Origin of the sequence: Photobacterium kishitanii, assembly GCF_003026355.1 — a bacterium.
GTDB classification, from domain to species: domain Bacteria; phylum Pseudomonadota; class Gammaproteobacteria; order Enterobacterales; family Vibrionaceae; genus Photobacterium; species Photobacterium kishitanii.
The window spans coordinates 37153-62860 of record NZ_PYON01000002.1 but is presented as its reverse complement, the minus strand read 5'-3'; the positions used below and the strand labels follow the sequence as shown (position 1 = coordinate 62860).

The 25708-nt window shown below is 39.1% G+C and carries 11 protein-coding genes; 6 read left to right on the top strand and 5 right to left on the bottom strand.

Annotated features, from left to right (window positions below; translation table 11 throughout):
• Window positions 1–79: 79 nt before the first annotated feature.
• Both C0W29_RS02460 and C0W29_RS02455 read right to left on the bottom strand, forming a co-directional pair.
• A complete protein-coding gene (locus tag C0W29_RS02460; protein ID WP_045045330.1) occupies window positions 80–2605 on the bottom strand; it encodes a GH92 family glycosyl hydrolase in 2526 nt (841 codons plus the stop codon).
• Window positions 2606–2994: 389 nt separating this feature from the next.
• Entirely contained in the window at window positions 2995–5907 is a 2913-nt protein-coding gene (locus tag C0W29_RS02455; RefSeq protein ID WP_045045329.1) for a GH92 family glycosyl hydrolase, read from the bottom strand.
• Window positions 5908–6680: 773 nt separating this feature from the next.
• Between C0W29_RS02455 and C0W29_RS02445 the strand changes: the two genes are divergently transcribed.
• Together C0W29_RS02445 and ptsP are read left to right on the top strand one after the other, a co-directional pair.
• Entirely contained in the window at window positions 6681–6998 is a 318-nt protein-coding gene (locus C0W29_RS02445; protein WP_036791768.1) for a PTS fructose transporter subunit IIB, read from the top strand.
• Between the two features lie 27 nt (window positions 6999–7025).
• A complete protein-coding gene (ptsP, locus tag C0W29_RS02440) occupies window positions 7026–9521 on the top strand; it encodes a phosphoenolpyruvate--protein phosphotransferase (protein WP_045045327.1) in 2496 nt (831 codons plus the stop codon).
• Between the two features lie 86 nt (window positions 9522–9607).
• Here the strand turns inward: ptsP and C0W29_RS02435 are convergent, their stop codons facing one another.
• From C0W29_RS02435 to C0W29_RS02425, 3 genes are all read right to left on the bottom strand, one after another.
• Window positions 9608–13984, bottom strand: a complete 4377-nt coding sequence (locus tag C0W29_RS02435) for a M36 family metallopeptidase (RefSeq protein ID WP_045045326.1) — start codon at window positions 13982–13984, stop codon at window positions 9608–9610.
• Window positions 13985–14613: 629 nt separating this feature from the next.
• Window positions 14614–16893: a patatin-like phospholipase family protein gene (locus tag C0W29_RS02430; RefSeq protein ID WP_045044019.1), complete on the bottom strand. Its 2280-nt coding sequence runs from the start codon at window positions 16891–16893 to the stop codon at window positions 14614–14616.
• A gap of 139 nt (window positions 16894–17032) precedes the next feature.
• Complete coding sequence (locus tag C0W29_RS02425; RefSeq protein WP_045045325.1) at window positions 17033–19033, bottom strand: replication initiator protein RctB domain-containing protein; 2001 nt, start codon at window positions 19031–19033, stop codon at window positions 17033–17035.
• 1347 nt (window positions 19034–20380) lie between these two features.
• Between C0W29_RS02425 and C0W29_RS02415 the strand changes: the two genes are divergently transcribed.
• The 4 genes from C0W29_RS02415 (at window position 20381) to C0W29_RS02400 (ending at window position 25567) form a co-directional block, all read left to right on the top strand.
• Window positions 20381–21595, top strand: coding sequence for an AAA family ATPase (locus tag C0W29_RS02415; protein ID WP_036791751.1), 1215 nt, complete (start codon window positions 20381–20383; stop codon window positions 21593–21595).
• Between the two features lie 7 nt (window positions 21596–21602).
• The gene (locus C0W29_RS02410) at window positions 21603–22577 is read left to right on the top strand and encodes a ParB/RepB/Spo0J family partition protein (protein WP_045044016.1); all 975 of its coding nucleotides are present in this window, start codon (window positions 21603–21605) and stop codon (window positions 22575–22577) included.
• A gap of 102 nt (window positions 22578–22679) precedes the next feature.
• Entirely contained in the window at window positions 22680–24809 is a 2130-nt protein-coding gene (locus tag C0W29_RS02405; protein ID WP_045045323.1) for a tRNA(Met) cytidine acetyltransferase TmcA, read from the top strand.
• An 11-nt stretch (window positions 24810–24820) separates the two neighbouring features.
• On the top strand, window positions 24821–25567 hold the full coding sequence (locus tag C0W29_RS02400) for a phosphatase (RefSeq protein ID WP_036791741.1): 747 nt from the start codon (window positions 24821–24823) through the stop codon (window positions 25565–25567).
• Window positions 25568–25708: the final 141 nt, after the last annotated feature.

The window sequence follows — 25708 nt, the reverse complement described above, 5'->3', positions numbered from 1 at the left end:
ATAATCAACAACTAATAATATTATAACTATCTTTTATTTAACCATTATCACGAAAGTTTAATACCTTTTTGTAATAAAATTAGTTTTTGCTTGGCTTTTTATGAGTCATCACGAAATGCAGTTCGCCACCAGCGCGTATTTCATCATGTGCAAACGTTAAGTGAGTATTAAGAGGCTTGCCATTAATTGTCACCGACTCAACATACAAGTTATCAGGACTATTATTTTCAGCGGTGATCGTAAATTGACCACCAGCAACATCAAATTTCACTTCATCAAATAATGGCCGCCCAATGGTATAGATTGGCGCACCTGGGTTTACTTGATAGAAACCTAACGCCCCCATAATGTACCAAGCTGACATTTGACCGACATCTTCATTGCCAATTAAACCCGCTTTGGTGGGATGGAAAAATTGTTTCATTGCCTGATCGACATACTCTTGAGTTTTCCATGGCTCTGCGGTCCAGTTATATAGGTATGGCACGTGATGATCAGGCTCATTCCCCATAATGAACTGACCAATATAACCTGTCATATCCCCTTGTGAGGTATCAGCTTTATCGTTGGCAGTAAATAATGCATCTAAGTTCTGCAAGAAGCTCGCTTCACCACCCATGGTCTGTTTTAAACCATCAATATCATGCGGTGCAAACCAGCTCCATTGCCAAGTATTACCTTCCGTAAAATCTTGACCACGGTGCTCGGCGCGATAAGGCCAGAAAATATCAAACGATGTGGCATCACTAATATCACAGTCTACTGGTAACGGCGTAATTGGATCACCTTGGCTATCAATAGCACATGATGGATAGTTATTTACCCATGAACCATCATAATTTTTAGGGCGCATAAATCCAGTCGCACCATATTTACCATACTCAGCTTTATCAAGATCAAAGTAAGGCTTATAAGCTTGTGAGCGCGCCATATAACGGTCATATTGCGCTTCATTACCAGCTAACTTAGCGATTTGAGCAATACACCAATCGTAATACGCATTTTCTAAACCGTATGACACCGATTCATTGACTAACTCATCATATTTATCTTGGGCAACGCCACCATCTTGCGGCTGTTTTTTAGCATCGGCAGGTACATAACCATGCTGCTCAGCATATTCACCATGACGGGTCATGACCGTAAAGCGTTTATCACCATTCCAAGCATCTTTATAAGGTACCCAATCTTGCGTAATAGTAAGATCAAAGTTCGCTGACACATCGGCTGCTTTAAGTGCTAATTCAAAATCTTGCTGAGTAAATGCCTCTGGATATTTAACCATTACATCGGCAATGACTGATACCGCCGGATAGCCAACCATTTCACCGGTGTAGTCAGAATGTAATTCCCACTTCGGTAATACCCCACCTGTTTTAAATTTATTCATTAAATCATAGGCATATTCAATAGCGCGATCTTTATCAATAATGGTTTTAAGTGGGTGCGCAGCGCGGAAAGTATCCCACATTGAATACACCGAATAGTTAGTAAACCCCGCTTCAGCTTGATGTACCTTGCCATCCATACCACGGTATTTACCATCAACATCTTGATATACAAATGGGGCAATATAAGTACGGTAGAGTGACGTGTAGAACATGGTTTTATCTGCTTCAGTGCCACCTTTAATGGTAAATTTATTGAGCACATCAGCCCATTGCTGCTGATTATCTGCGACCACATCATCAAAATCATAGCCATTAGTGTCAGCATTTAGGTTCGCCATTGCACCATCAATACCAGTGCCAGAGATAGCAATTTTAACGGTGATCGGTTGCTTACCCTCGCCAAAGTTTAAATGGGTCACTACATCACGAACACGATCACGCTTATCGCCATAACCTTGATAATCAGCTAGGCCAACTTCCGTCACTGCTGTTTGTTTACCATCAACATAAGCCATATGGCCACTGAACGGTTCTGAAAATTCAGCATAGAAATACACCGTTTGCCACTGACCCCATTCATTACTGGTACGGGCTCCTGCAATCGCATTATCAGCGACTTTTTTATAGTAGATACTGCGTGAATGGTTACCATACTGCTCTAACAGTTCATGTTGTAAATCAATTTTTACTTTACGATCAGTACCCTCTGGGAAACTATACCGCTGAAAAGCAACCCGATCAGTGGCAGTTAATTCAGCTTTTACTTTGGTTTCAATCAGATCAACCGCGTAATAGCCAACTTTTGAGATCTCAGTCTGCTTATCCATCGTCACTGCTGTCGAATGAAAGCCAGTATAGGGTAGAAAAGCGAAATCATTGAGATCACCTTTACCCGCACCAGAAATATGCGTCGTACTAAAACCCGACAATTGATTTAAATAATGATGATAATCCGAAGGTGAGCCTTTACCGCCCCAGTTATTAGGATTCCAATTATCAGGGCTTGGCTGAATCATACCTTCAGGAGTAACAGGGCTTGGATTAACGTTGCCTAAACCATCAGTGCCAATCAAAGGATCAACATATTTTAATACCGCCAATGTTGGCTGATGATCATCTTTATTGGTAGACGATCCTGATCCATTATCATGATTACACCCACTAAGACCTATCGAGAGTGCGATTGCAGCAGCAACTATTGACAGTTTAAACATCGTATATCCATCCCTATATTTAGTGGCATCCATCCCTTACCAGAACGATGACAATATTTATTAAAACAACCAAAGAAATGCGCTTGATGTAATTTATTATCAGTCCTAATCGCTAATAATAAATATCACTGCGTTATTGGCTGTATTATTAAGAATAAAAAAATAAGGTGATATAGGATAAATTACGCATTCACAGCATCTTTGTAACCGCAATAAATAGCTGTGAGTAAACTCTCATTGCTCTATAACTATATTTTGACTCGATATCACAGTTTATTATTTAGCCATGATAACGATCACTAATAATATTTTTACCTTTAAATAAAAAATCCCACGATTATTATCGTGGGATTTATATCGATGATTATAATTCAAACAAGGTTACTTAATTAACGCGCCCCTGCAGGTAGCGAGTCAGCATGTAAGAATTGACCAATACCTGTATCTGGCGGAGTTAAATCTACTGCGGCTCCCCAAAGTTTATTCGGAGTATCACCCATAGTGAATACCAGATCGCCACCATACATAATCTCATCATGGGTTAGATACGTACGGTTAAACGCTTTACCATTGAAAGTCGCATTCTGAATAAAAATATTTTCACGGCTAACATTTTTAGCTGTTACGTTAAACGACTGCCCATTACCCACATCAATCGAGGCTGTTTCAAACATTGGCGTGCCAATCTCATAGATACTGCCTGCGTTTACTGGATAGAAACCGAGGGCACGGAAAACAAACCATGATGAAAGTGTACCAAAGTCATCATTACCACAAATACCATCGGCAGTGTTGTCATAACAAACGTTCGTTGATGCCACAATCGCGGCTTGGGTCTTCCATGGTTGACCGGCGTAGTTATACAAATAAGGAACGTGTAAATCAGGTTCATTACCTTGAACGTGCTGACCAACGTTACCGGTGTTAAATACTGGGAATTGGTTGTCACCCGCATTACGATCAGGGTAAGTTGACCAATATTCATCTAAACGAGCGGCAAATAATGCCCCATCTTTAGCGTCTGGATTAAACTTACGATCTGCTTGGGTCATGAGATCTTTTAAACCATGCATATCGTGTTGCACGCTAAAAAAATACTGCCAACCATTTGACTCTGAGAACGCCCAGTTAAACATATCAGGGCGCCAGTTTTTACCTGCCGTACCACCCGTGACTGGATCGGTCCAGTTTTTATCAATAAATTGGCCATCATAATCACGCGCTTTAAACCAACCTTTCCACGGTGTATTAGGCTCACCACCGAAATCAAACTGTGCCTGCCAGTTATTAGAACGATCAGCAAATTCAGTGTAACGCGGATCATCTTCACCAAACACTAACGCAATCGATTTAGCAATCATCCAATCATTCATTGAATATTCAAGTGAGTATGATGCTGTCCATGAGTCTTTAAAAGGTGAGTGCTTACCATACGCATCAGCCTCTACATCATGTAACTGTGCAGGTACCCAACCATTTTGCTCGTACTCTTTGATCCACGAGACAGCAGACCCACTACGCGCATCCGTCACCATCGCAGTAATTAAGCGCGCTTTAATGTCATCTTGCTCTAATTGACTAAAGCCAAGTTCAGTCATCCGCGCATCAAGAATCCCTTTCGCCAGCACATCATAAATAACAGGGGTTGAGTGCATACCCATCATCATCCCAGTTTCGTTACCTTTAAACGTCCATTCAGGTAAACGGCCTTTACGTGGTTGACCTGCTTCATGTTGAGCATTTAACGGGGTAAATTCTTCTTCTGCATACGACAACATCGACAGCACAACATCAGCTAACGCATTCGGGGTAAGGATAGAGGCTAGTGGTTGCACGTTACGGTATGTATCCCATAGAGAGAAAGTGTCATAGCGAGTAAAGTCAGCCTTACCGTCATTGTTAGCATCAGCTAAACGAATATCATCGACTAATGGCGCTTCTTGGCCCCAAGCTGGACGGCCATTTGGATAAGCATTACGGCCTTGGAAGGCGCGGTAATATTTACCATCAAGATCTGAGTGGGTGGTTTGACCAAGGAAAGCATGATACATCGCGGTATAAAATGTTTGTTTATAGGCTTCATCACCTTCAACTTTCACCTTACCGAGCAGATCTTCCCACTCTTTAATGGCATCAGCACGAACAGCATCAAAGTCTTTATCAGCAACTTCAGTTAAGTTTAAGAATGCACCGCTTAATGGTGCTTTATTCGTGCCGTCGTTACCAATCGCTGTGCTTGATAGGGCTAATTTTGCTTCAACCGTTAGTTCTTGTTTTTCGGTATCAAATTCAACATAAGCACGCGCATATTGATACTTACCAAACAGATCACGATCATTAACGATATCATAGGTTTGAGAGCCTTCAATTGAGCCTATTTCAGTAAAATCGGCTGGCGCATTAACATATTGCTTGGTTTCTTTATCGTAATAAGCAAAACGGACATTTTTGATCGGTTGATCAAACTCCATCACAAAATATTCTTTTTGAGATGCAGCCCAACCATCAGATAAGCGATGACCAATCAAACGGTTATTTTCTTTATCCCAACGAATAAACGAGTCTGAAGTGTAATCCCAGTTAAGCTTAAAGCCAGTATTAACAATAATTTCTGATTTTTGATCACGTGGGAAAGTGTAACGATGAACACCGACGCGATCTGAAGCTGTTAGCTCAGCGGTAATATCATAATCAAGCAGATCGACTTTGTAGTAACCTGCAGTCGCTTGTTCATCTTTATGTTTAAAATGTGATGCTTCTAAATTCAGGGTCGCAGAGCCTTCGTTGATCATAAAATCAGAACGGGAGTTAATTGGCATGACCAAAATATCATTTAAATCACCGGCACCCGCCCCTGAAAGATGAGTATGAGAAAAACCACTGGTACGTGCATCATGATAATAGTAACCAGAAATATATTCCCAGCCGTTAGAACCGTTATTAGGTGATAATTGCACCATACCATTAGGTGTAGTTGCGCCTGGATAAGTATTACCTAAATTACCAGTACCGATAAATGGATTAACATAGCGCGTTACGTCCATACCCGATAACTCAACGGGAACATGGACACCCATATCAATCACCGGTTTTTCTGTACTTGGTTTATCATCACAGTCTTCATCGCCTGTTGGTGGGCAAACCGGTTTATCACCTTCATCAACCGGTGGTAAGGTATCACCGCTATTACCATTAGGATTAGTAACATTCACGTCAATATTATTCGTTTCGTCATCACATCCAGTTAAGCCAAATGTGCCAGCGATAACGGCCATTGCAAGTAGCGTACGTTTGAATTTCATTTCAAATCCTTTTGTAATTTATTTAATATATATTCACGGTCGAAATTCTCATTCATGACCACAAATTTAATTTTATCGTTATCTTTAAATGATATTCGGTATCGTTATTGGCAAGCATTATTAAGAATAAAGTTTCGTGGTGATATAGGATAAATTACGCATTCACTGCATATTTGTAACAACCGTAAATAGCTGTGAGTGGACTCTCATTGTTATATAACGATATTTTGGCTCAATATCACAGTTTGTTATTTTATTTATATATCAATAAAATCTTCAGCTATTATTTGTGTAGTATTACGTTATATCAGATAAATAATGATTGGATAGAATAGTGCTATTAAAGCGATATTTATCCAGTTTTTATATTTTTAAAATCATTAATAATTAATGTACAGCTTAAATATATAAATATTGTCATTCTCATCCCCTTGAAATGACCTTTCGCAGCATGTAGTCCCCCGCTCATGCTGCATTTTTCTTTCCTGCTCATTTTTACTTGTCATTATTTTAGCCATTGAGTCCACACTCTTATATAGCAACCCATTTAATACCCAATCAGTCCCAGATAAAGCTAACATCAAAAACGCACAAAAATGCTAGTTCGTTATTCTAATACCAGTCTATAAAGCAATGAGATCCCTATCACGATTGGTTATTACGGTTACAAATGTCCTATAAAAGCGTCGTTTATCTTCTATCTTGCAATCTCATAAATACTTATATTCATGCCATCGAACTAGCACTACATTATTTAACAACAGGAGAGACACATGAGAGTTGTCGCGATTACCGCATGTCCAACAGGGATTGCACACACTTATATGGCAGCCGACAAGCTCATCGAGACAGCGAAAAAACTCGGGATCACAATCAAAGTCGAAACCCAAGGAGCAATGGGAATTGAAAACCGCCTCACCGACCAGGATGTTGAGCGTGCTGATATTGTCATCCTCGCCGCCGATATTAATGTCGAGCAAAGTGATCGTTTTAAAAAGCATCGCTGTCTAGAAGTTTCTATTCAAGATGCATTACAGCATCCACGACGCATTTTTTCTCAATGTCAGCAACTGTTGTTAACTCACCACTAACATTAAATAAATTAAGGCGTTTTATTTATGACTCATCAATTTCAGTTTCAATGTGTATTACCTAATGGTATTCACGCTCGTCCAGCGAATCATTTAGAGCAGCAGTGCCGTCAGTTTGCTTGTCAAATTACCTTAACTAACCACCGAACTAATAATTCAGGTGATGCGAAAAGTGTATTAGCGTTAGTCGGTACAGATACTTTATTAAATGATAACTGTACCTTGAACTTTGAAGGCATTGACAGTGAGCAAGCTTGTCAAACATTACAAAGCTATATTGAACAGCAGTTCCCTCATTGCGATGAAGCACTTGAAACATTAGCTGATGATAGTGAAATTGTATTGCCGCAATCATTACTTCGCCACCAGCCACATTTGATCACGGGTAAACGACTTGCTCCTGGCATTGGTTGTGGCGTGTTAGTTGCCATGAGCCAAATTGATCCACAACAATTTACCACAGCAGCGCACGATGACAATGAAGCGCTGCGCTTTGAACAAGCACGTCTACAAGTAAGCACTAACTTAAATCAGACTATCGCTAACGGCTCACACCACGAACAAGAAATCACCAGTGCTCACTTAGCCATTATTAATGATTCAAGTTTTATTGATGGTGTGACGGCACTGCTAGCCAACCATTCAACTGCGAATGCTATTTTAGCGGTCATGGAAAAACTGTGTCAGCAACTAGAACAGTCAGCAAGCAGTTACTTACGTGAGCGCGTACTGGATATCAAAGATGTCTCACTGCAATTATTAACAGCCGCTTACCCTAACGTACTCGATAACCAAACGGCTTTCTCACTACAGCAACCAAGTATCGTTATTGCTAACGATCTAACTCCGAGTCAATTTTTAGGGCTTGATAAAGCATTATTACAAGGTTTGGTATTAACCCACGCTGGCAGCACCTCACATACGGTAATTTTAGCGCGCGCATTTAATATTCCAACCTTATCTGGTATTGAACTAAAAGAATGTACAACAGCACTGAATCATAATGTTTATCTTGATGCGCAATTAGGTGTATTGGCTATCGAGCCTAGCATCGAAGTTAGTGGTTACTTCAACCGCGCAATCACACTCGCCAATACCCTTCAACAACAGCAAAGTCAGTATGCCCACCAGCAAGCAACTACCGCCGATGGTCATACAATCGAAGTGGCGGCTAATATCGCTTGCTCAGTCGAAGCTACTAATGCTTTCGCTCAAGGTGCTGAGGGAATTGGCTTATTCCGCACTGAAATGCTATTTATGGATCGCCACCAAGCACCCGATGAAGAAGAGCAGTTTAATCATTACCGTGAAGTGTTAACCGCAGCCAATGGTAAATCTGTGATCATTCGTACCATGGATATTGGTGGCGATAAGCCAATTGATTACCTTGCCCTACCTCATGAAAATAATCCGTTCCTTGGTTACCGTGCTGTGCGTATTTACCCACAGTTCTTAGCGCTATTTCATACCCAACTAACGGCTATTTTGCGTGCATCTGTTCATGGCAAAGCAAAAATCATGATCCCAATGATTCAAAGCATTGAGGAAATCCGCTGGGTTAAGCAACAATTACAATTAGTAAAACAACAACTGACCGAACAAAACATTGCCTTTGATACCGAGATTCAATTAGGCATCATGGTTGAAGTACCATCTGTAGCGTTTATTGTCGATTTATTCTGTCAGGAAGTTGATTTCTTCAGTATTGGCTCCAATGATATGACCCAATATCTATTAGCGGTTGATCGTGATAACGCCAGTGTTTCAAAACTGTATAACAGCTTAGCGCCCGCTTTCCTACGGCTATTGAAGCAAGTGGTTACTACTGCCCATGCTCACGGTAAATGGGTTGGTTTATGTGGCGAACTTGGCGCAGACAGTAAAGTACTACCATTATTGGTTGGCGCAGGTCTTGATGAAATAAGTATGAGTGCCCCGAAGATCGCTGCCACTAAAGCGCATTTAACTGAAATCAACTTCACTGATAGCCAAACGTTATTTGCACAGGCATGTGAGTGCGCCACGATTGAAGACGTTGAAGCCTTACTTGAACAACGTCACGCTCAAGCACAATTAAAGCCGATCTTAGTTCAGCAATGTGTGTTTAAAGCAGCAGACTTTGCTAATAAAGAAGAAGTAATCCAGGCATTAGTCGGTAACTTAGGTATTCAAGGCCGTACTGATGATGTGTATAAGCTTGAAGATGATGTGTGGGTGCGTGAAGCGGTATTCTCAACCGGTTTAGGACATGGGTTTGCAATTCCACATACTAAATCTGAACACATTCGTCATTCTAGTATCAGTATTGCCCATCTTGATAAACCTATTGATTGGATGTCTGACTCTGGCGATGTCGATTTCGTTATCATGTTAACGCTAAATAAAGACCAAGGTGATCAACACATGCGTATCTTTGCAGGCCTTGCTCGTAAACTCATCCATGAAAGTTTCCGTGACAGTTTACGCCAAGCTGAGTCTCCTGAAGCAATCATTGCCATTATTGAAGACCAAATTGGTTTATAACCCTTACAACCACACCTAAAAAGAAACCCCCTCCGTTGCCATAACAAAGCAACGGAGGGGTTTTCTTGTTTTAGACCAGCAGTTAATTACTGACGTAATGCATCAAGTGGGAAATTATCAACAGTATCTAGTTGCTGATCATTGTCGTCATCGGTATCTTGCACATCAGGAATAGTATCGTTATCGCTATCAGTAAGCTGTGTTCGAGTCACAATCTCATACGCAATACCACCATTAGCCTGATTCGCATTATCATCCAGTTGCATCACATCGAGATGATAAAAACCACGGATATTATCGGTAACGGCCATAGGACCCGCTTTAAACAGTAATTTAACTACTCCTTCATTTTTACCTTGGCTGGTGGTAGTTGTCGCTGTATTTAAATTACGAATAATATGCGGTAATTGAGTGATCGTTTGCCATTCATCTTGCCCTGTAAAGTTAACTAAATTGAGCTGTAGTTGTCCGCCTTGTTGTAAAAACCGTTGTTGCTCAGCAGTACCAATCTGAAGAATGATTGGACTGTTATCTTTGGCAATACTACGGGCAATAAAGCTAACTTCTTCCGTTAAGCTCGTTAATAAATCAACCACATTCATATTTCGCCAAGCGATATTATTGTTGTAACGAGTATTGTAATTAATGTTAGTGGTTTCAGGATTCGTCATTGGATCTTGAGGATTAACTAATCGTGCAATTAAACAATAATGGCCCGTACCCGATGGCGTCCAGCCGACAGTTGCCTCTGCATCAGCCCCAACAGCTAAACTACCGATGGTATCAGTGCCTAATAAGTTCCAATCTGCAGGCCATGATAATCCTGTTGCGGCATGCGCCCAATACACTTCAACCGTCGTATTAAAGGCTGTTGCTGCACCACGATTTTTAACATTAACGTGGATCTCGTTCGGTTGACCATATTCTGGGTTTTGATGGCCACCCGTACTGCCGACAGTAGTACGGTTCCAAATCGCTTTACTACGCCACATACTCAAGCCGAACATATTGGCATCAGGCTCATTGCCAGTATCCGGTAAGGTACCAGTATAGTCATAATGGGTATCTTCAACCCATACATCAGCGGTATTATCACAAGCGGTTGGAATAGCAAACCCATCCGTCACATTTAAGCTGTTATTACTAACAGATATCGCATCGACGCCTAATCCAAAATCAGCAAACGCTTGCCATACCAAACACACATCTTCACCAGAATAATTATCAATCGCGGCTTGAATTACCCCATCTCGAGCATCGATAAAGCTTGGCGAACAAATAGTATTTTTCAACCCTTCGGTGAAATACAACAACGCACGTTGATTACCACTACCACCCGCTGAGTTATAAAAATCGCTGTCAAAACCATGAGCAGCAATCAGTGCCCAATAAACTTCCCAGCCAGCCTGAGTCCAAACAGAGCCAATACCATGCGGTACTGACATGCCAGAGGTAATACTTTCATAGGTGTAATCGTTTATGGCAGGATCAGTACTGTATTGCTGTGGACGAATACCAGCACCAGTAACAGGCTGACCTAATACATAAGTCCCGATACCACGTGGATCTGTCCCTGCTGCACCGGCTTGATGCGTTAACATTAATGCGTATAAATCACTGATCCCTTCAGAAGGACGTTGATAATTATTCAAGCAGTTAACATTACTTGCGCCACCAATTAAGCGATTAGAAATACCATGGGCATATTCATGAACAATAATGGCGCCATCATAATCACCATCACGCTCAGGGGTAGTAAGATTCCATAAATACATTTGCATTCGTGGTCGACTACCGTCTGCTGGAGTATAAAAGTTAGCATTGTTATAGCCACCGCCATCTTGTGATTCTGCGCGAACATCATCGCCACCAAGCCCTGCACCACCATATTGATTAACTTGGAAGTTTCCTGAGGCCTGATCAAAACCATACATATAGGTAATATCGTGAATAATATTATTCCAATAGAATAAATTAGCTGTCGCTGCATAGCTGCTATCTGCTGGCGCTAAACTTAAATCCAATGGAAATAAACAATTTAATCCAGCACCACAATCAGGTTCTGTTACTGAGGGTGAACCACTGTTATCTGAATCGTTATAAGCATGAACATTATTCCCTCGCATAATGGTATATTCAGCACCAATACTGGCATTAGTATCATGCCACTTCCACGGTGAGCCAGGGCTTACTGCCGGATTAGTTATTGTTTGACGCGTGTTAACGGGAGTAGCATGGCTTGGTGATTCAATCGGAACGGGAAATACTTCATAGCTATCACTGTCAACTTGATCAAAGAAAGCTAATACATCGCCATTTTGAGCATCCACCAACATTTGATAAACATGACGTTGATCGTGGGTAAATAAAACAAAACTCCATGCTAAACGTAACTGATCGCCTTTTATTGGAAAATATACTAATTTTGCTTCAATTAATTCTTTCGATGCCGTCGTCGCACGGACGGTCGATTTTTGATCATCGCGGCTAAGATCTTCACTGTCGATCGTTGGCTGGTGGATAAGATTGATCCCTACCTCCTTCGCGCCATTAATGATCGCTTGCTGAATCGAGATCGTTGGAGCAACTTTACTTGTTACAACTTGATCAACCGCGGGTGAAAAACCATTATTAACACTTAAAATACGTCCATCTCGATTAACATTCACCTGTAGTAGAGCATTGAAAATATCGCGTCCATGATGCTGTTGTTGAAAATAATAACGCTGCGCTCCCGTTACCTCAGTTTGACGTACTTGTTGACTAACATTAGCTAAGTCTGTTGAAGATAATCTTAAAAGATCACGCTGCTGCTCAAGAAAATCCATCACTACCGTTGCAACAGGCTTCGCTGGATCCGCTTCGGTTAGATAGCCAGTTTTATTATAAATAACCCGCGCCACACCGGTTTTTTTATCGAAATCCACATCCAGGGTTGGTAATCGCTGACTTAATACAGCCTGCGCATTTATCTGAGTTGTTGTAGGCGTAATATTAACGTTTGCCGTTGAGGCTATTCGCATATCATAATTAGCGGTTTCAAGATGATCTGTCGTGTCTTGACGTTCTGATAGATATAAATCGACATTATTAATACTTAATGGTGCAGCCGTTACTGCCTTTTGAACCATGAATCCTATCGCTTTGGCTTTAATATCATGCGCACCAACACTGGTTTTAAACACTAAAGCACCTTCACTGGTAAAGGTATCCTCCCCCGTAATACCTATGGGTGTTAATGCATCATCTAAATAAACTTCAGCGCCCTTAATGGGATTACCATTAACATCATAAACATTCACTACAAATTGAGCATTTAAAGCCGTGATCACATCAACTTCAGAGTCATTAAACGTTACTTGGCACCCTAATGTTTTATCTTGCTTGGCTAAAACAAAGTTATCGGAAGTACAACTTGCAAACGCATCTGCATTCACCGTCTGGCTACTATCATCGAAAAATTTGAGGGTTAAATATAATGCTTCACTATTTGCATCAGCAAAGCTTAAATTAAGCGGAATGGTTGCTTGATAAGCGCTATTAGTCGTTGTTGGAGGACTAAACGTAATTGCATTATCAAATACAATCATGCTATCAGGATTAATCACTTTAAGTTGAGTACGTAAGTTATTTATATCATTAACATGGTTGATAATATTAGAAGGAATTTCGATTGTTAAGTTGGTGGTATCACCCTGCGAGTTAAAATCAAACACTGCAACCGCCATTAACGGCACAATATCATAATGAATATTCGTCGTCGTTGCGTCAATAATCAGTGGTGAATTAGAAAGAGCAAGTTTACCTATATGTTTATTATCATCATAAAAATTAACCCCTAAATTATAATTACCAAACGCAATATTAAAATATAAATCAGACCGTGATGTTGCCGGATTAATCAAGAATTTCATCTCGGCAGCATTATCAATCTCAATCCCAACCATCGGATTATTTAATGCTAATAAATTTAATTGAGCCGCATCCATATTAAAAAATAGCTTTGCCATCTCAGGATTAACGGATATTTGAGTATCTATATTACCTAGCACTGGGCTTATTGCCATATCCACCAGTGCCTTGTCACCGGTCACTTCAGTGGTAAGCTCACCATAATAGGTTTGTTCATTATGCTGTAAATTAAGCACAAAATGATAATTAGCAGGTGCTAGCCCTAACGTGGTTGCCGATGATATTTCAAAACTGTCTAAATTTAAATACGCTTTCCAATCAAAGGTTTCTGTGGTGTTTTCATCTAGATTAGTCACCGTCAACTTACCAGCAACTAATATCGGAGCTTGTACATTCTTAGCTGTTGCTTCATTACTATCATTTAATATCTGAAATGCACTAAATTTAGGTGAAAAATCAACCGTCACTGCATCAACTTTAGAGCTGCTATCATTACAACCAATAATCGATAGCAATAAACACAGCAAGATCCAATAATGCAGCCTTTTCATAATACGTCCTTCTCTAATTTTTTCTTATAATGTCAGCCCACCTGACACAAGATAAAATTATAGAGACCGTAAATTATCAATTAGTCTTATTATAAAGAATATTATTTCGTCTTATAAAAATAAGCCCAGCTCCTACCCAATAAATAATGCAGATCTCATTCGAACATATCTAGCATTTATTTTTATTTAACAGCAGCTTGTAGCTTGTTCATCACCTTGAAATCACTGATTATTACCATCAATAGTTATCATATTGCTATTGATTACTCCCGTCTCTTAAAAATAAGGAAAGCCTAATACAAACAGCTTATTGGGCAGTTGATGCTTTTATTATTGCCAATATCATATTGTGGATCACTGTCAGCGGTATTTTTATGATTACATTAAAATAATCATAAAAAAAATCGAGCCTAAAAAGGCTCGAAAAAAATCATATAATACTTTTAACTGCTTGGTTGTTAATCCATTCGTATCCTTACAAATAGAAAACATACAAATAAAAGCAAAAGGTTATATCAAGAACGATTATCAACAAAAGCAGTGGTGAATTGTCAATAATATGTAAAGTATTAGATAAAATTATACATACCATATAATATGGTTATACTTAAGATCTCGTTTATTAGTCTTTATAATGTTCCACCTAATGAAAGATAAAATGAACTTTCACCAGTAGATGTTTGGCCATAACTTAAATAAACAGGTCCTAAAATAGAATCTACGGCAACATATACACTGCCCGCAGTAATTGCACTATTCCAACTCATCGCTGATGTACGATCCCATACACCACCTTTTTCAAGCGAACCACCAACATAAACGGGTAATTTAATCGCACCAAAATTATTATCAATCACTCGGTAACGATAAACTAAGCTAGTTAAAGCACTATAACGCCCATTTAATTCATAGCGATGATAACCTGATAGATTAAATAATCCACCAAGATCTTGTGCATAAATAGGCAATAAATCATCGGCATCTGAACCGGCAGTTTTTATTGAGGCGACTAGTGTATGTCTATCATATGTAAATGGTTTTATCATCGATACATCATAATATAACGTATCACCATACTCATGCTTACCAGTATCTGGCCGACGGAGTGTATTACTGTATCCAATTTCGCTATTAAAATAAGAACCATGAGATGGAAAGAAAAAACTGTCCAAATCATCGTAAGTCAGATTTAGATATGGCCCATAGGTATCATAATTTTCTTTACGATCTATTGAAGTAACGGTAATGCTACCCGTTTGTCCTTTATAACCTAACGTTAATGCTGCCCAAGGTTTAATATTCCAGCCCATTTCAACATAAGCATAGGTTTGATTATATTTTGCATCAATATTTTTTAATTCTTTTTCGTTAAGATTATAATAACTGGAGTTATCAAACCGACGAATTTCATTACTTGTTTCAGCACCAAATGCGGTAAAAAAGTGTTGCTGATAATCTATAGGGAAATAAAACTCGGTAGCTATATTTTTCCAGCTACCTAATTTCCACTCAAGTAACCACTCTCCACCTTTATCGGTAAGATCGGTATAGATATATTGAGCACCAAAAGAAAAATCAGAACGACTCTCAAAATCATCTTCAAATGCGAGCGTAAAGTTTAAATACCCAGGCCCCCATGATTTCTCATTAATATCCATAATAAGAATGTTTTTATTATCTTTTTGTTTTATTGAATAATTAATTCGACCATAGATATCTTCACTTTGTAAACGCTTAACAGCTTGCTCTAACTCTTTATTAGTAATAACTTTTCCAGTTTTTAACTCTAATTGCGCTAATAGCGTTTTATCTGGAAGATTAGTATTATTTACAATTTTAATATCATCAATAAAATAAGAGTCATGTGCAGATAAACGTACTCGACGAAGATTTTTTTGTTTATTATATTCAGCATATGCTGACGGTGATAATTGATAGCGTAATAAACGAGGTAATGACGCTAGAGCCACTTTGCGTCCGGCTTGATAAGCTTGTTCTAATTTATCAAAATCAGCCGCAGTCATAAAAGAAACATTAGGCTGTAAATAAACATCGCTAGGTTTCATTAAGCTTTTTTGATAATCAGCACTGGCATTGGTCATAAAGGTTGTTAACTGCGACACAATATTTAATGCACTGTCTAAATCTTTTTTGGGCATTAAACTATCACGAAGATCAACGGCGATAATCACATTAGCACCAAGCTGCTTAGCGACATCAACAGGCATATTGTTAACCACCCCACCATCGACCAATAATTTATTATCTAAATGGACGGGTTTTAACGCACCAGGTACGGTCATAGATGCTTGCATTGCCGTCGCTAAATGACCAGAACCAATCACAACAGGTGTTACTTTGGTTATATCAGTGGCAACACTACGATAAGGAATAGCGAGTCGATCAAACGTTTTTAATGCCGGTAAATTATCAGTAAGTTGACGTAAAAGTACGGCTAGCCCCTGTCCTTGAAAAGCGCCTGGACGAGATTTAAATTCACCATCAATATCTAAGCCTAAATCGGTATGAAGCTGATAAGTATCATTTTGTTTTTTTCGTCGCAAAGATAAGTCATTACGACTTGCTCGATCGATATAACCCGTATTCCAATTTATATCAAAAGTACGTTGTTTTACTTCTTTAGCTGAGAGCCCCATGGCATACATACCACCAACATAGGCTCCCATACTGGTACCCGTCACGATATCTACAGGAATACGGTTTTCTTCTAAAACCTCAAGCACCCCAATATGGGCAGCACCTTTCGCTCCACCACCGCTAAGCACTACCCCAATTTTAGGACGATCAATTACGGGACGATCTGCTTCAGCAGCATAGGCATTAGCAGCTGGCGTACTAATAATAATACAAAATAAAACACTGCTAAAATCCTTCTTACTGAACAACATCGTCTAACTCCGCTAACAATAATACTTAATATCACGTACTACACATTCGGCATTACGTGTTAATTCTATTTACTGTTTATTAAAACAAAAAGAGCACCTAGAAGCACTCTCTTTCTCTGTACTCCACAATGATTCTTCGTTAAATACCTTTAGCGACATCGTCTAATGCGGTTAATACTTGCTCGGTAATATGGCCCTCATGAACCAGCTTACATATCTTGCGACGAACAGCTAATCCTGAAATTAAGCGCTCAATCGACAAATGACGCTCATCTTGACGGCTATTATACAATTCAACCGTTTTACTTAACGTTTCATAACTCACTCGCTCACCCGCAACATGAAGCCAATCAAGCTTCTCTAAATATCCCTGACACTCTTCTGTAATTGTAGTGGCGGGATGACCAGTCATTGCCGATAACGCTGTTATACTACGTTGTAGCGCTTCAGAAGAGGTATATTTAGATAAAACGATGGTTAATTCATCTGCGTTAATTTCAACTAAATGTTTACGTAACTTAATTCGACGTCCTAAACGACCACGAGGACGAGACTCTTTACGCTGAATCGGTTCAAATTCGCCATCAATAATTGCTGATAATTGATCCAGCGCTTGTTTCGGCATAATTTCATTACGTAATGGATTTGGCATTGTTGGTGCCATGTTACGTTTGCCTTCGTTGGTTGTTTTCGCTCGAGAATAGCGAATAACCTCTTCGGCGTCAGACCGAATATCAACACGATAATCAGTATAACGTTTATCAATATCGTCAGCAGATATCGTTAAATGATATCCCCATAAATTCACGGCAAACATTGTCTCGGTTGCTTTTCCTTCCGCTAATTTCTTCAGTTCTCGAATAATATCTGAAGAGAAACGGCGCCACTCAATATTCCTCGCAAGCTTTTGATTTAGCTCACTTAAAAGCATTGAATCGACCACACGACGAGACATTCGACTTCTAAAAAATGTGTATAACTGAAACACTAATGTATGTTGACGTAAGATCTCTGGTGGAAATAAGAAAAAATAATCGCGCGTTAATAATTCATCAAAAAATGACGGTTCCCAAACTAAAATGTAAAGATTAGGTTTAATTCGAATTTCACCATCTTCACCTTCTTGAGGTGCTTCTTCCGATGCCGTGATTGTACGTGCTATAAATCGAAACCGATCACTTTTAAAACCTTCAGGCATATTTTCACTAAGCCAGCGGCCTGTTAATTCATGCAATTGAAAATCAGTAAATTCAATACGATCGATACTTTCACGAATAGAATCACGCGCTGGGCCACTGTCTTTTTTGCCACGTAATGCCAAAATATCAGTAATATATACAGGGGTTTTATTCGCCATTGATCGTAGTTGAATTTCATAATCAGCAAGATGATGATCATGGTATTGTACTGTTAACGTAAACAACGCAAACAACGTCATAAGATCATCAACTGTCATGATCGATTTTGAAGATCGTGTTTCAATGATCGCTTTCGTTCCACTGATCGCAACCATTGCTTTTTGATAGCTTTTTTTAGTGCGTGGTGGTGCTAACGCCTGATCAATGATACCTGCCCAACTGGTTGGTGATACCACAATTTGATCAGCTTCATCAGGCATAGAGGGAGGAGTGCCTAAGCCATATTCAGTCAGTAAACGACGATTAACATGATTTTGTGCTAACGCTTTAGAACGCTTTTGCTTTTCACGTTGCTTAAATTGTTCTGAGAGTAAACTACCGGTACCAAGTTGAGAAATCAGCAAGGCTGGATTAATAAAATGATGCAACATTGTTTTACCAGCAAGACCTTCTTCAAATCGTACGGGCTGTTGGCTAAATAAACCAACAGTCACCGCAGCTCGTAAACGTTGTTGAATTGCCGCTCGAGTTAATTGGCCTTCGGTAGCTTCAATCAGTTCGGTTGTTGAAACCATACCATCTTGGGTTGATAGGCCACGTAATGAAATAATATTTAACAGCTCAATAATACTTTTGGTCACACCTTTAAAATGTTGGTACTGAGGTAACCAGTCAACCAGATTTGCTGGGATCACAAATAAATGACCATCTTTGTGTGATCTTGGTGCTTCGATCAATATCTTATCAATCGGGGTTTTTTTAGTATTTCGAGCGGAGTTCATTTGTCATTGGCCGTAGAAGCATCATCTTTCCGTAAAGATTAATAGAAAAAGATCAAGAAAGAAAGTTTTTTATTTAAAGATTTTAAAACTGATCTTTATGATTAAATCTGATCTTATTGATATTATGATCTAATGATCAGGTGGAAAATATTATCGTAACCATTTGTTTATATTATGTATTATTTTTAGTGCTATTGGAACGATGATCAATGTAAATCCAGAAACATGATCATATAGAGCCTGAAAGCATGATCATAATAGCGATGGAAAGATGATCATTAGTAACCTGAAAACATGATCATAATAATAATGAAAGCATGATCATCATTCACTCTCATCTTTTCCACAATGTTATCCACAGCCATGATCGTAAAGTGTGTATTTTTAGCGAAAAGGGCCACCTTCTATGCCGATTCTACTCTTTCTTGTACTGGAAAGATGATCATGATTACGCGTTTTCAAGTTTCAAATTGATATTTCATCCCTGAGTCTTCTCTTTAGTGTCTATTTGAAGTTGATTTAACAGCTAATTGAAATGACATTCAACGTAAAAAGAGGGCTAAATGTCATCTATCCGTTGTGGGATCAATGATCATCAGGGAAAATGTGTATTTCAATCTAACCAAATGCTTAAATTTCGCTTTGTTTTAGCTACTTTAATCTTATCTTTATATTCTCACAGCCCTTATTGAATCAGCATTCTCCGTAGTTCCACTATTATTTTACATGCTTCCGTAGCGTTTAAAGTGACTAACTGATCATCGTTGTTACTCTTGATCATTTTTCCGTTATTAATAGGTTGAAAATACGTGGTTTACAGCCTTATTTTAATGCTTTTTGTCGCTTGATCATCGTTTCATTTTATTCGAATTTCCCATGGAACAATGATCAAGTAGCGAGCAATTTTTTTGATAACGGGATGTTTAATTTCAGCTTGTTTTTTAGATAATTAGCCTTTATTTTCAATTTTAGACTGATTTGCTAATGAAATTGGCTAATTTCATTAGCATTATTATATTATTAGCATAAAAGATGATTTTAAGATTGAAATAGCATTGACCGTAAACTATCCCTATTTTTTCATTGTTCCGCTTAAGAAAGACCGAAGTAAGATTTACAATGTAAACTTGTGACGCTGTAACATTTTTATGAAATGGTTTTTCTTGGGGGATTAAGTTAGATATTAAAGTTAAATTAAGTCTAAAAAGCATTAAATTTAATGCTTTTTGCATTACAGTATGTTTTTTAGTTGAGATTAGTATCACATGTTTTTGTTCAGCTTTTTATTGTTTACAGTGATATTTATTGTACAATATAGTCAGTCAATCATCATGGCGTAGAGTAATAATGAATAGGGAACAGACGATACAAAATTTGCTCAATATTGCAGAGCAAACCAAACAAGTACAAGCTGATCGTATTGAAATTGTCTTAGAAGAGCGTCGTGACGAGGTTTTTCCGCCAATGTCAAAAGCGCTAATGGAGACACGTTCAGGTTTAACTCGTCGAAAATTGGATGATGCAATTTCACGGATGGAAGCAACGGGTCATCAATTTACTAAAAATAAAGCTAACCATTATTCAATAACCCTTGAAGAAGCGCATCAATTGATGGCTGCTGCAAAAAAACCGGCCTTTTATGAACGTGAAGGTGCTGGGCGTAAACCATGGGTGGTGAATGTTCAGAATCAAAAAGGGGGGACTGGAAAATCAATGACAGCAGTACATATTGCTGCTTGTTTAGCGTTAGATTTAGATAAGCGCTACCGAATTTGCCTTATTGACCTCGATCCTCAAGGATCATTACGTTTATTTCTCAACCCTTTGATCAGTATTGGTAAGCAAGAAACGATTTATTCTGCTGTCGATGTTATGTTAGATAATGTCCCTGAGGGTGTATTAACGGATAAGCATTTTGTGATGGATAATGTGGTAATGCCAACTCAATATCCAAACCTTAAAACGATTGCAGCTTTCCCTGAAGATGCCATGTTCAATGCTGACGCTTGGCAGGATTTAGCCGTAAATCAAGATCTTGATATTGTCCGTTTGCTTAAAGAGAAAGTGATCGATCCTATCGCTGATGAGTTTGATATCATTATGATTGATACTGGTCCTCATATCGATCCTTTAGTATGGAATGCAATGTATGCATCTAATGCTCTGATTATTCCATGTGCTGCAAAACGTTTAGACTGGGCATCAACGGTTAACTTTTTTCAGCATTTACCTACTGTTTATGAGATGTTTCCAGAAGATTGGCATGGATTAGAATTTATTCGTCTAATGCCGACTATGTTTGAAGATGATAATAAAAAGCAAGTTTCTGTATTAACGGAAATGAATTACTTGTTACGTGAGCAAGTAATGATGGCAACAGTGCCACGAAGCCGTGCTTTTGAGACATGTGCTGATACTTATAGTACTGTTTTTGATCTTACTGCTGCTGAATTTGAAGGGGGAAAAAAGACCCTTTCAACCGCTCAAGAAGCTATTCAGCGGGTTGGTCTTGAATTAGAACGTGTTATGCACAGCCACTGGGCAAACTTGAATGAGGAGTAATTGACAGATGGCAATTAAAACTACAGATCTTAACGCACGTTTGTTTGGCAAAGCAGATAAACGCCGCGCTACTAACGTTACAGAAGCACAAACAGCAGCTCGTGATAAAGCTGCAGTTATTGAATTAGCTGTTGCGGGTGAAGATACTGTTGCTTTTGAATTAGTAAAAGTAAAGGCAGATGATGTCAGTACTCAAACTATCGTTTTTGCTGAAAATGCCCGTGAACAAGCCTTCTTAAATGAGCATGCTTTAGCGGATATTTTGGTGACATTAAAAGATCGTGGCCAACAATATCCAGCAGTGGGTCGTTGGCTTGATGATGGTCGTATTGAAGTATTAGACGGTAGTCGCCGTCGCATGTCTTGTATTATTGCTCACAAAGATTTTTTAATTTATGTCGCTAAAGGCATCAATACTGAACATGCTAAGTTTCTATCTGATGTCGCTAACGCCCATAAACCGTTATCACTGTTTGAACGTGGTAAAGAAATGCAGTCGTTGCTCGACTCGGGTAAAGTTGCAGATCAAAAAGAGCTCGCTAAATATTTACAATGCAGCGAAGCATTAGTAAGTGGTGCATTAAAAGCAGCTAGTTTACCTATGGAATTGTTGATGGCTTATCCAAGTGTTGGTGAACTTGGTCGTCCAACAATTGTGAAACTTCATCGTATTTTCTTTGGTTTAAATCATGAGCAACAACAGCACATGATTGCTGATTTAAGTGGTGATAATGCGTCATTATGGAAAACAATTAATGCGCAGGGTATTAGTCGTATTACTCGTGAAGTGACTGGAAAACTAGAGCAATTAGGCGAGCAATTACATCCTAAAGCTGTAGTAGAAAAGCCAACATCACAAGATTTAATTAAAGGAAAAGTTTCTTATACTCGTGATGGTGATAAGTTACAGCTTAAATTAAAAAAGATGAGTGATCGTCAAATTAATGATGTGTTGGCCTATTTAGATGATTATCTAAAATAACGGTTTATTTTACTTAATAAAAACCACGCTATTATGCGTGGTTTTTTTATGCCTGTTGTGGCTGTGTTATGATTTATTTGTCATTTATTTTTGGATCTATTTATGTCGGTGCCGTTAGATACTTTTTTTGCTCAACTTCAGCAGCAGCTATCGCAGCATTTTTGCCGCCAATTAGTGGTATTAGAAGGTAGTTTAGAATGGGCAGCCACAACAGCTGTTATTGTTGGTAAACACTTTCCACAGCGGTTATGGAGTGGTGATAATGCACCTGTATCATTTACATCATCATCGTTTAAACAGTCAAAGCAATGGCTTGGACAAGAGTTTGATATGGTGGTTATTAATGGTTTAGGTGGGATCAATGCTGATACGCTAGGTGCACTTTCTGGCACGATTAGAGGCGGCGGTATATTAGTAATTATAGCACCGCCTACATGGCGTTTAAGCGATGCAGCTACGCCGTTTTATCAACGTTTAGGTCGATTATTTGTTAACCCTGAAGTGGTGCTCATTCAGCAGTCGCAACCACAGCAGCAGCCTTCTTTAATGACGTCGTTCCAACAGGTAATTTTGCCGCCTACATTTATTGATATAAACACTCAGCGTAGTTGTTTAACTGATGGCCAGTCTGAAGCCGTAGATGCGATTATTAAAGTGATGACAGGGCACCGTAAACGACCATTAGTTTTATCAGCTGATCGTGGCCGTGGAAAATCAGCAGCGTTAGGTATTGCGGCGGCAGAATTATTACAAACTCGAACGATTAAAGTTGCGGTTACTGCGCCTTCATTTGCCTGTGCTGAGACGGTGTTTAAACATGCTAAGTTACGATTACCAGCAACCGATCATCCTCATCGTCATCAATTGCATTTAGGAGCGAGTCGAGTTGAATTTATAGCTGCCGATAGGATTGTGAATGAAGCTCATAATTTTGATTTTATTATCGTAGATGAAGCTGCCGCTATCCCCGCATCGATTTTAACTGCGCTACTTGGATGCCATAACCGATTAGTTTTTGCGACCACTATTCATGGTTATGAAGGTACAGGGCGTGGATTTGAGATTAAATTTAAACAACGATTAACAGAGTGCATGCCCCAATGGCGAAGTTATCATTTGGAGCAGCCAATAAGATGGGCGAAAGGTGATCCACTAGAGGCTTGGGTTTTTAAAGCATTATTACTTGCTGCCCAAGCGCCAAATCTTATTGATATAGAAACCACAACAGCTACTGAATCGATGAGTTATTCGGTGTTGCCGGCGGCAGAACTCGCTCATAATGAAGTATTGCTGAATCAACTTTTTGGTTTATTAATTAATGCTCATTACCAAACCTCTCCTAATGATATTCAGCAACTCCTGGATGATCCTAATTTAAGGCTGCTTATTGCTTCACAATCCGAGGTAATTATTGGTTGCTGTGTGGTATCGAAAGAGGGCGGGTTTGACAAACAATTAGCCCAGTTAGTGATGCAGGGCAAGCGTCGTCCACAAGGGCATTTGCTGGCACAATCGTTGGCGGCACATTTAGGTTATGCGATTGCAGCAGAACAACATTGTTATCGTATATTGCGTATTGCAGTCGCGGATGGCTTTCAACAGCAGGGGATTGGTACGCAATTAATTAATACCGTGTTGCAACAGGCGATGGATGAGAATATTGATTATATTGGTACAAGTTTTGGTGCTGTTAGCGAGTTAGTTGATTTTTGGTCTCATTGTTTATTGCGCCCCCTAAGATTAGGTATTACTAAAGATGTTGCGAGTGGTCATCATTCATTGTTGTGCGTTAAGCCACTATCAATGGCTGCTCAGTCATGGTTTGATGATGCTCAATCTTTATTTGGCGCTTCTTTTTCTTGTCAGCGTGTTGAACAATTTAACCAATTAGATAGTCAATTATTCTTTAAATTATATTCTGATAATGTTCAACAACCGCTAAATTATGGTTTATCGCATTCACAAATCAATCATCAATTAGAAATATTTATTGATGGTGGACTTGGTTACGATGTCGTGGTTGCAAGCCTTGAAAGTTGGTTGTCACAGCTTCTATTGCGAGATGATTGTCATTGGGATGATGATTTAGGTTTTGCGATTGCGAAAATTTTACAGAAACAATCTTGGTTAGTTATGGTTGAGCGGTACCATTTATCCAGTCGAAAGTTGGCCCAGCAGCATTTACGTAATGTTGTTGCTCGCTATTATTCTTTATCTTCTTCACTTCACTAGAGGTTTACGTTATGCAGATTCAAGTTGATACCCATACCCATACATTATCAAGTGGCCATGCTTACAGTACAATTATTGAAAATTCTCAAGCTGCTGCAGCTAAGGGGTTAAAAATGTTTTGTAATACAGATCACGCATCTTTAATGCCTGGTGCTCCGCATTTCTGGTACTTTGCTAATCAACGTGTACTTCCTCGTTTTCTAAATGGTGTTGCTGTATTACGCGGTGTTGAAGCTAATATCGTAAATACTGCTGGCGAGGTTGATTTGGATAAGACTGTTTTAGCTAAACTAGATTGGGTAATAGCTAGCTTACATGAGCCAGTTTTTAAACCTACCACTCGATTAGATCATACAGAGGCGCTGATCAATACCATTAAATCTGGTGTTGTTGATGCGATTGGTCATCCGGGGAATCCTAATTATGATTTCGATTTTGAAAAAGTGATTCGTACGGCTGCTGAATATAATGTGTTAGTCGAAATTAATAATTCATCATTAGGACGATCTCGAGTGGGTAGTGCTCCACGATGTGAAGATATTGCTATGATAGCTAAAGACGTTGGCGCTAGAATAACTACGGGGTCTGATGCTCACTTTGCTGCTGACGTAGGTAATTTCTCAAGTATTCAAACGTTATTAGATCATGTTAATTTTCCTCAAGAGTTGATTACAACGCAGCATCCACAGACCTTATTGGCATTTCTAACTGAGCGAGGTAAATTAGTTGAGGAACAATACCAAGGGCATAAGTGGTAGTCGATAGTATTTCGGTTTACAGTGTAAACTGAAATTAAATCATATTTACAGTGTAAATTGAGTTATCTGATTTACACTGTAAATAAATCAAACCTCTCAGCCAAACACCTCAGCCAAACACCTCAGCCAAACACCTCAGCC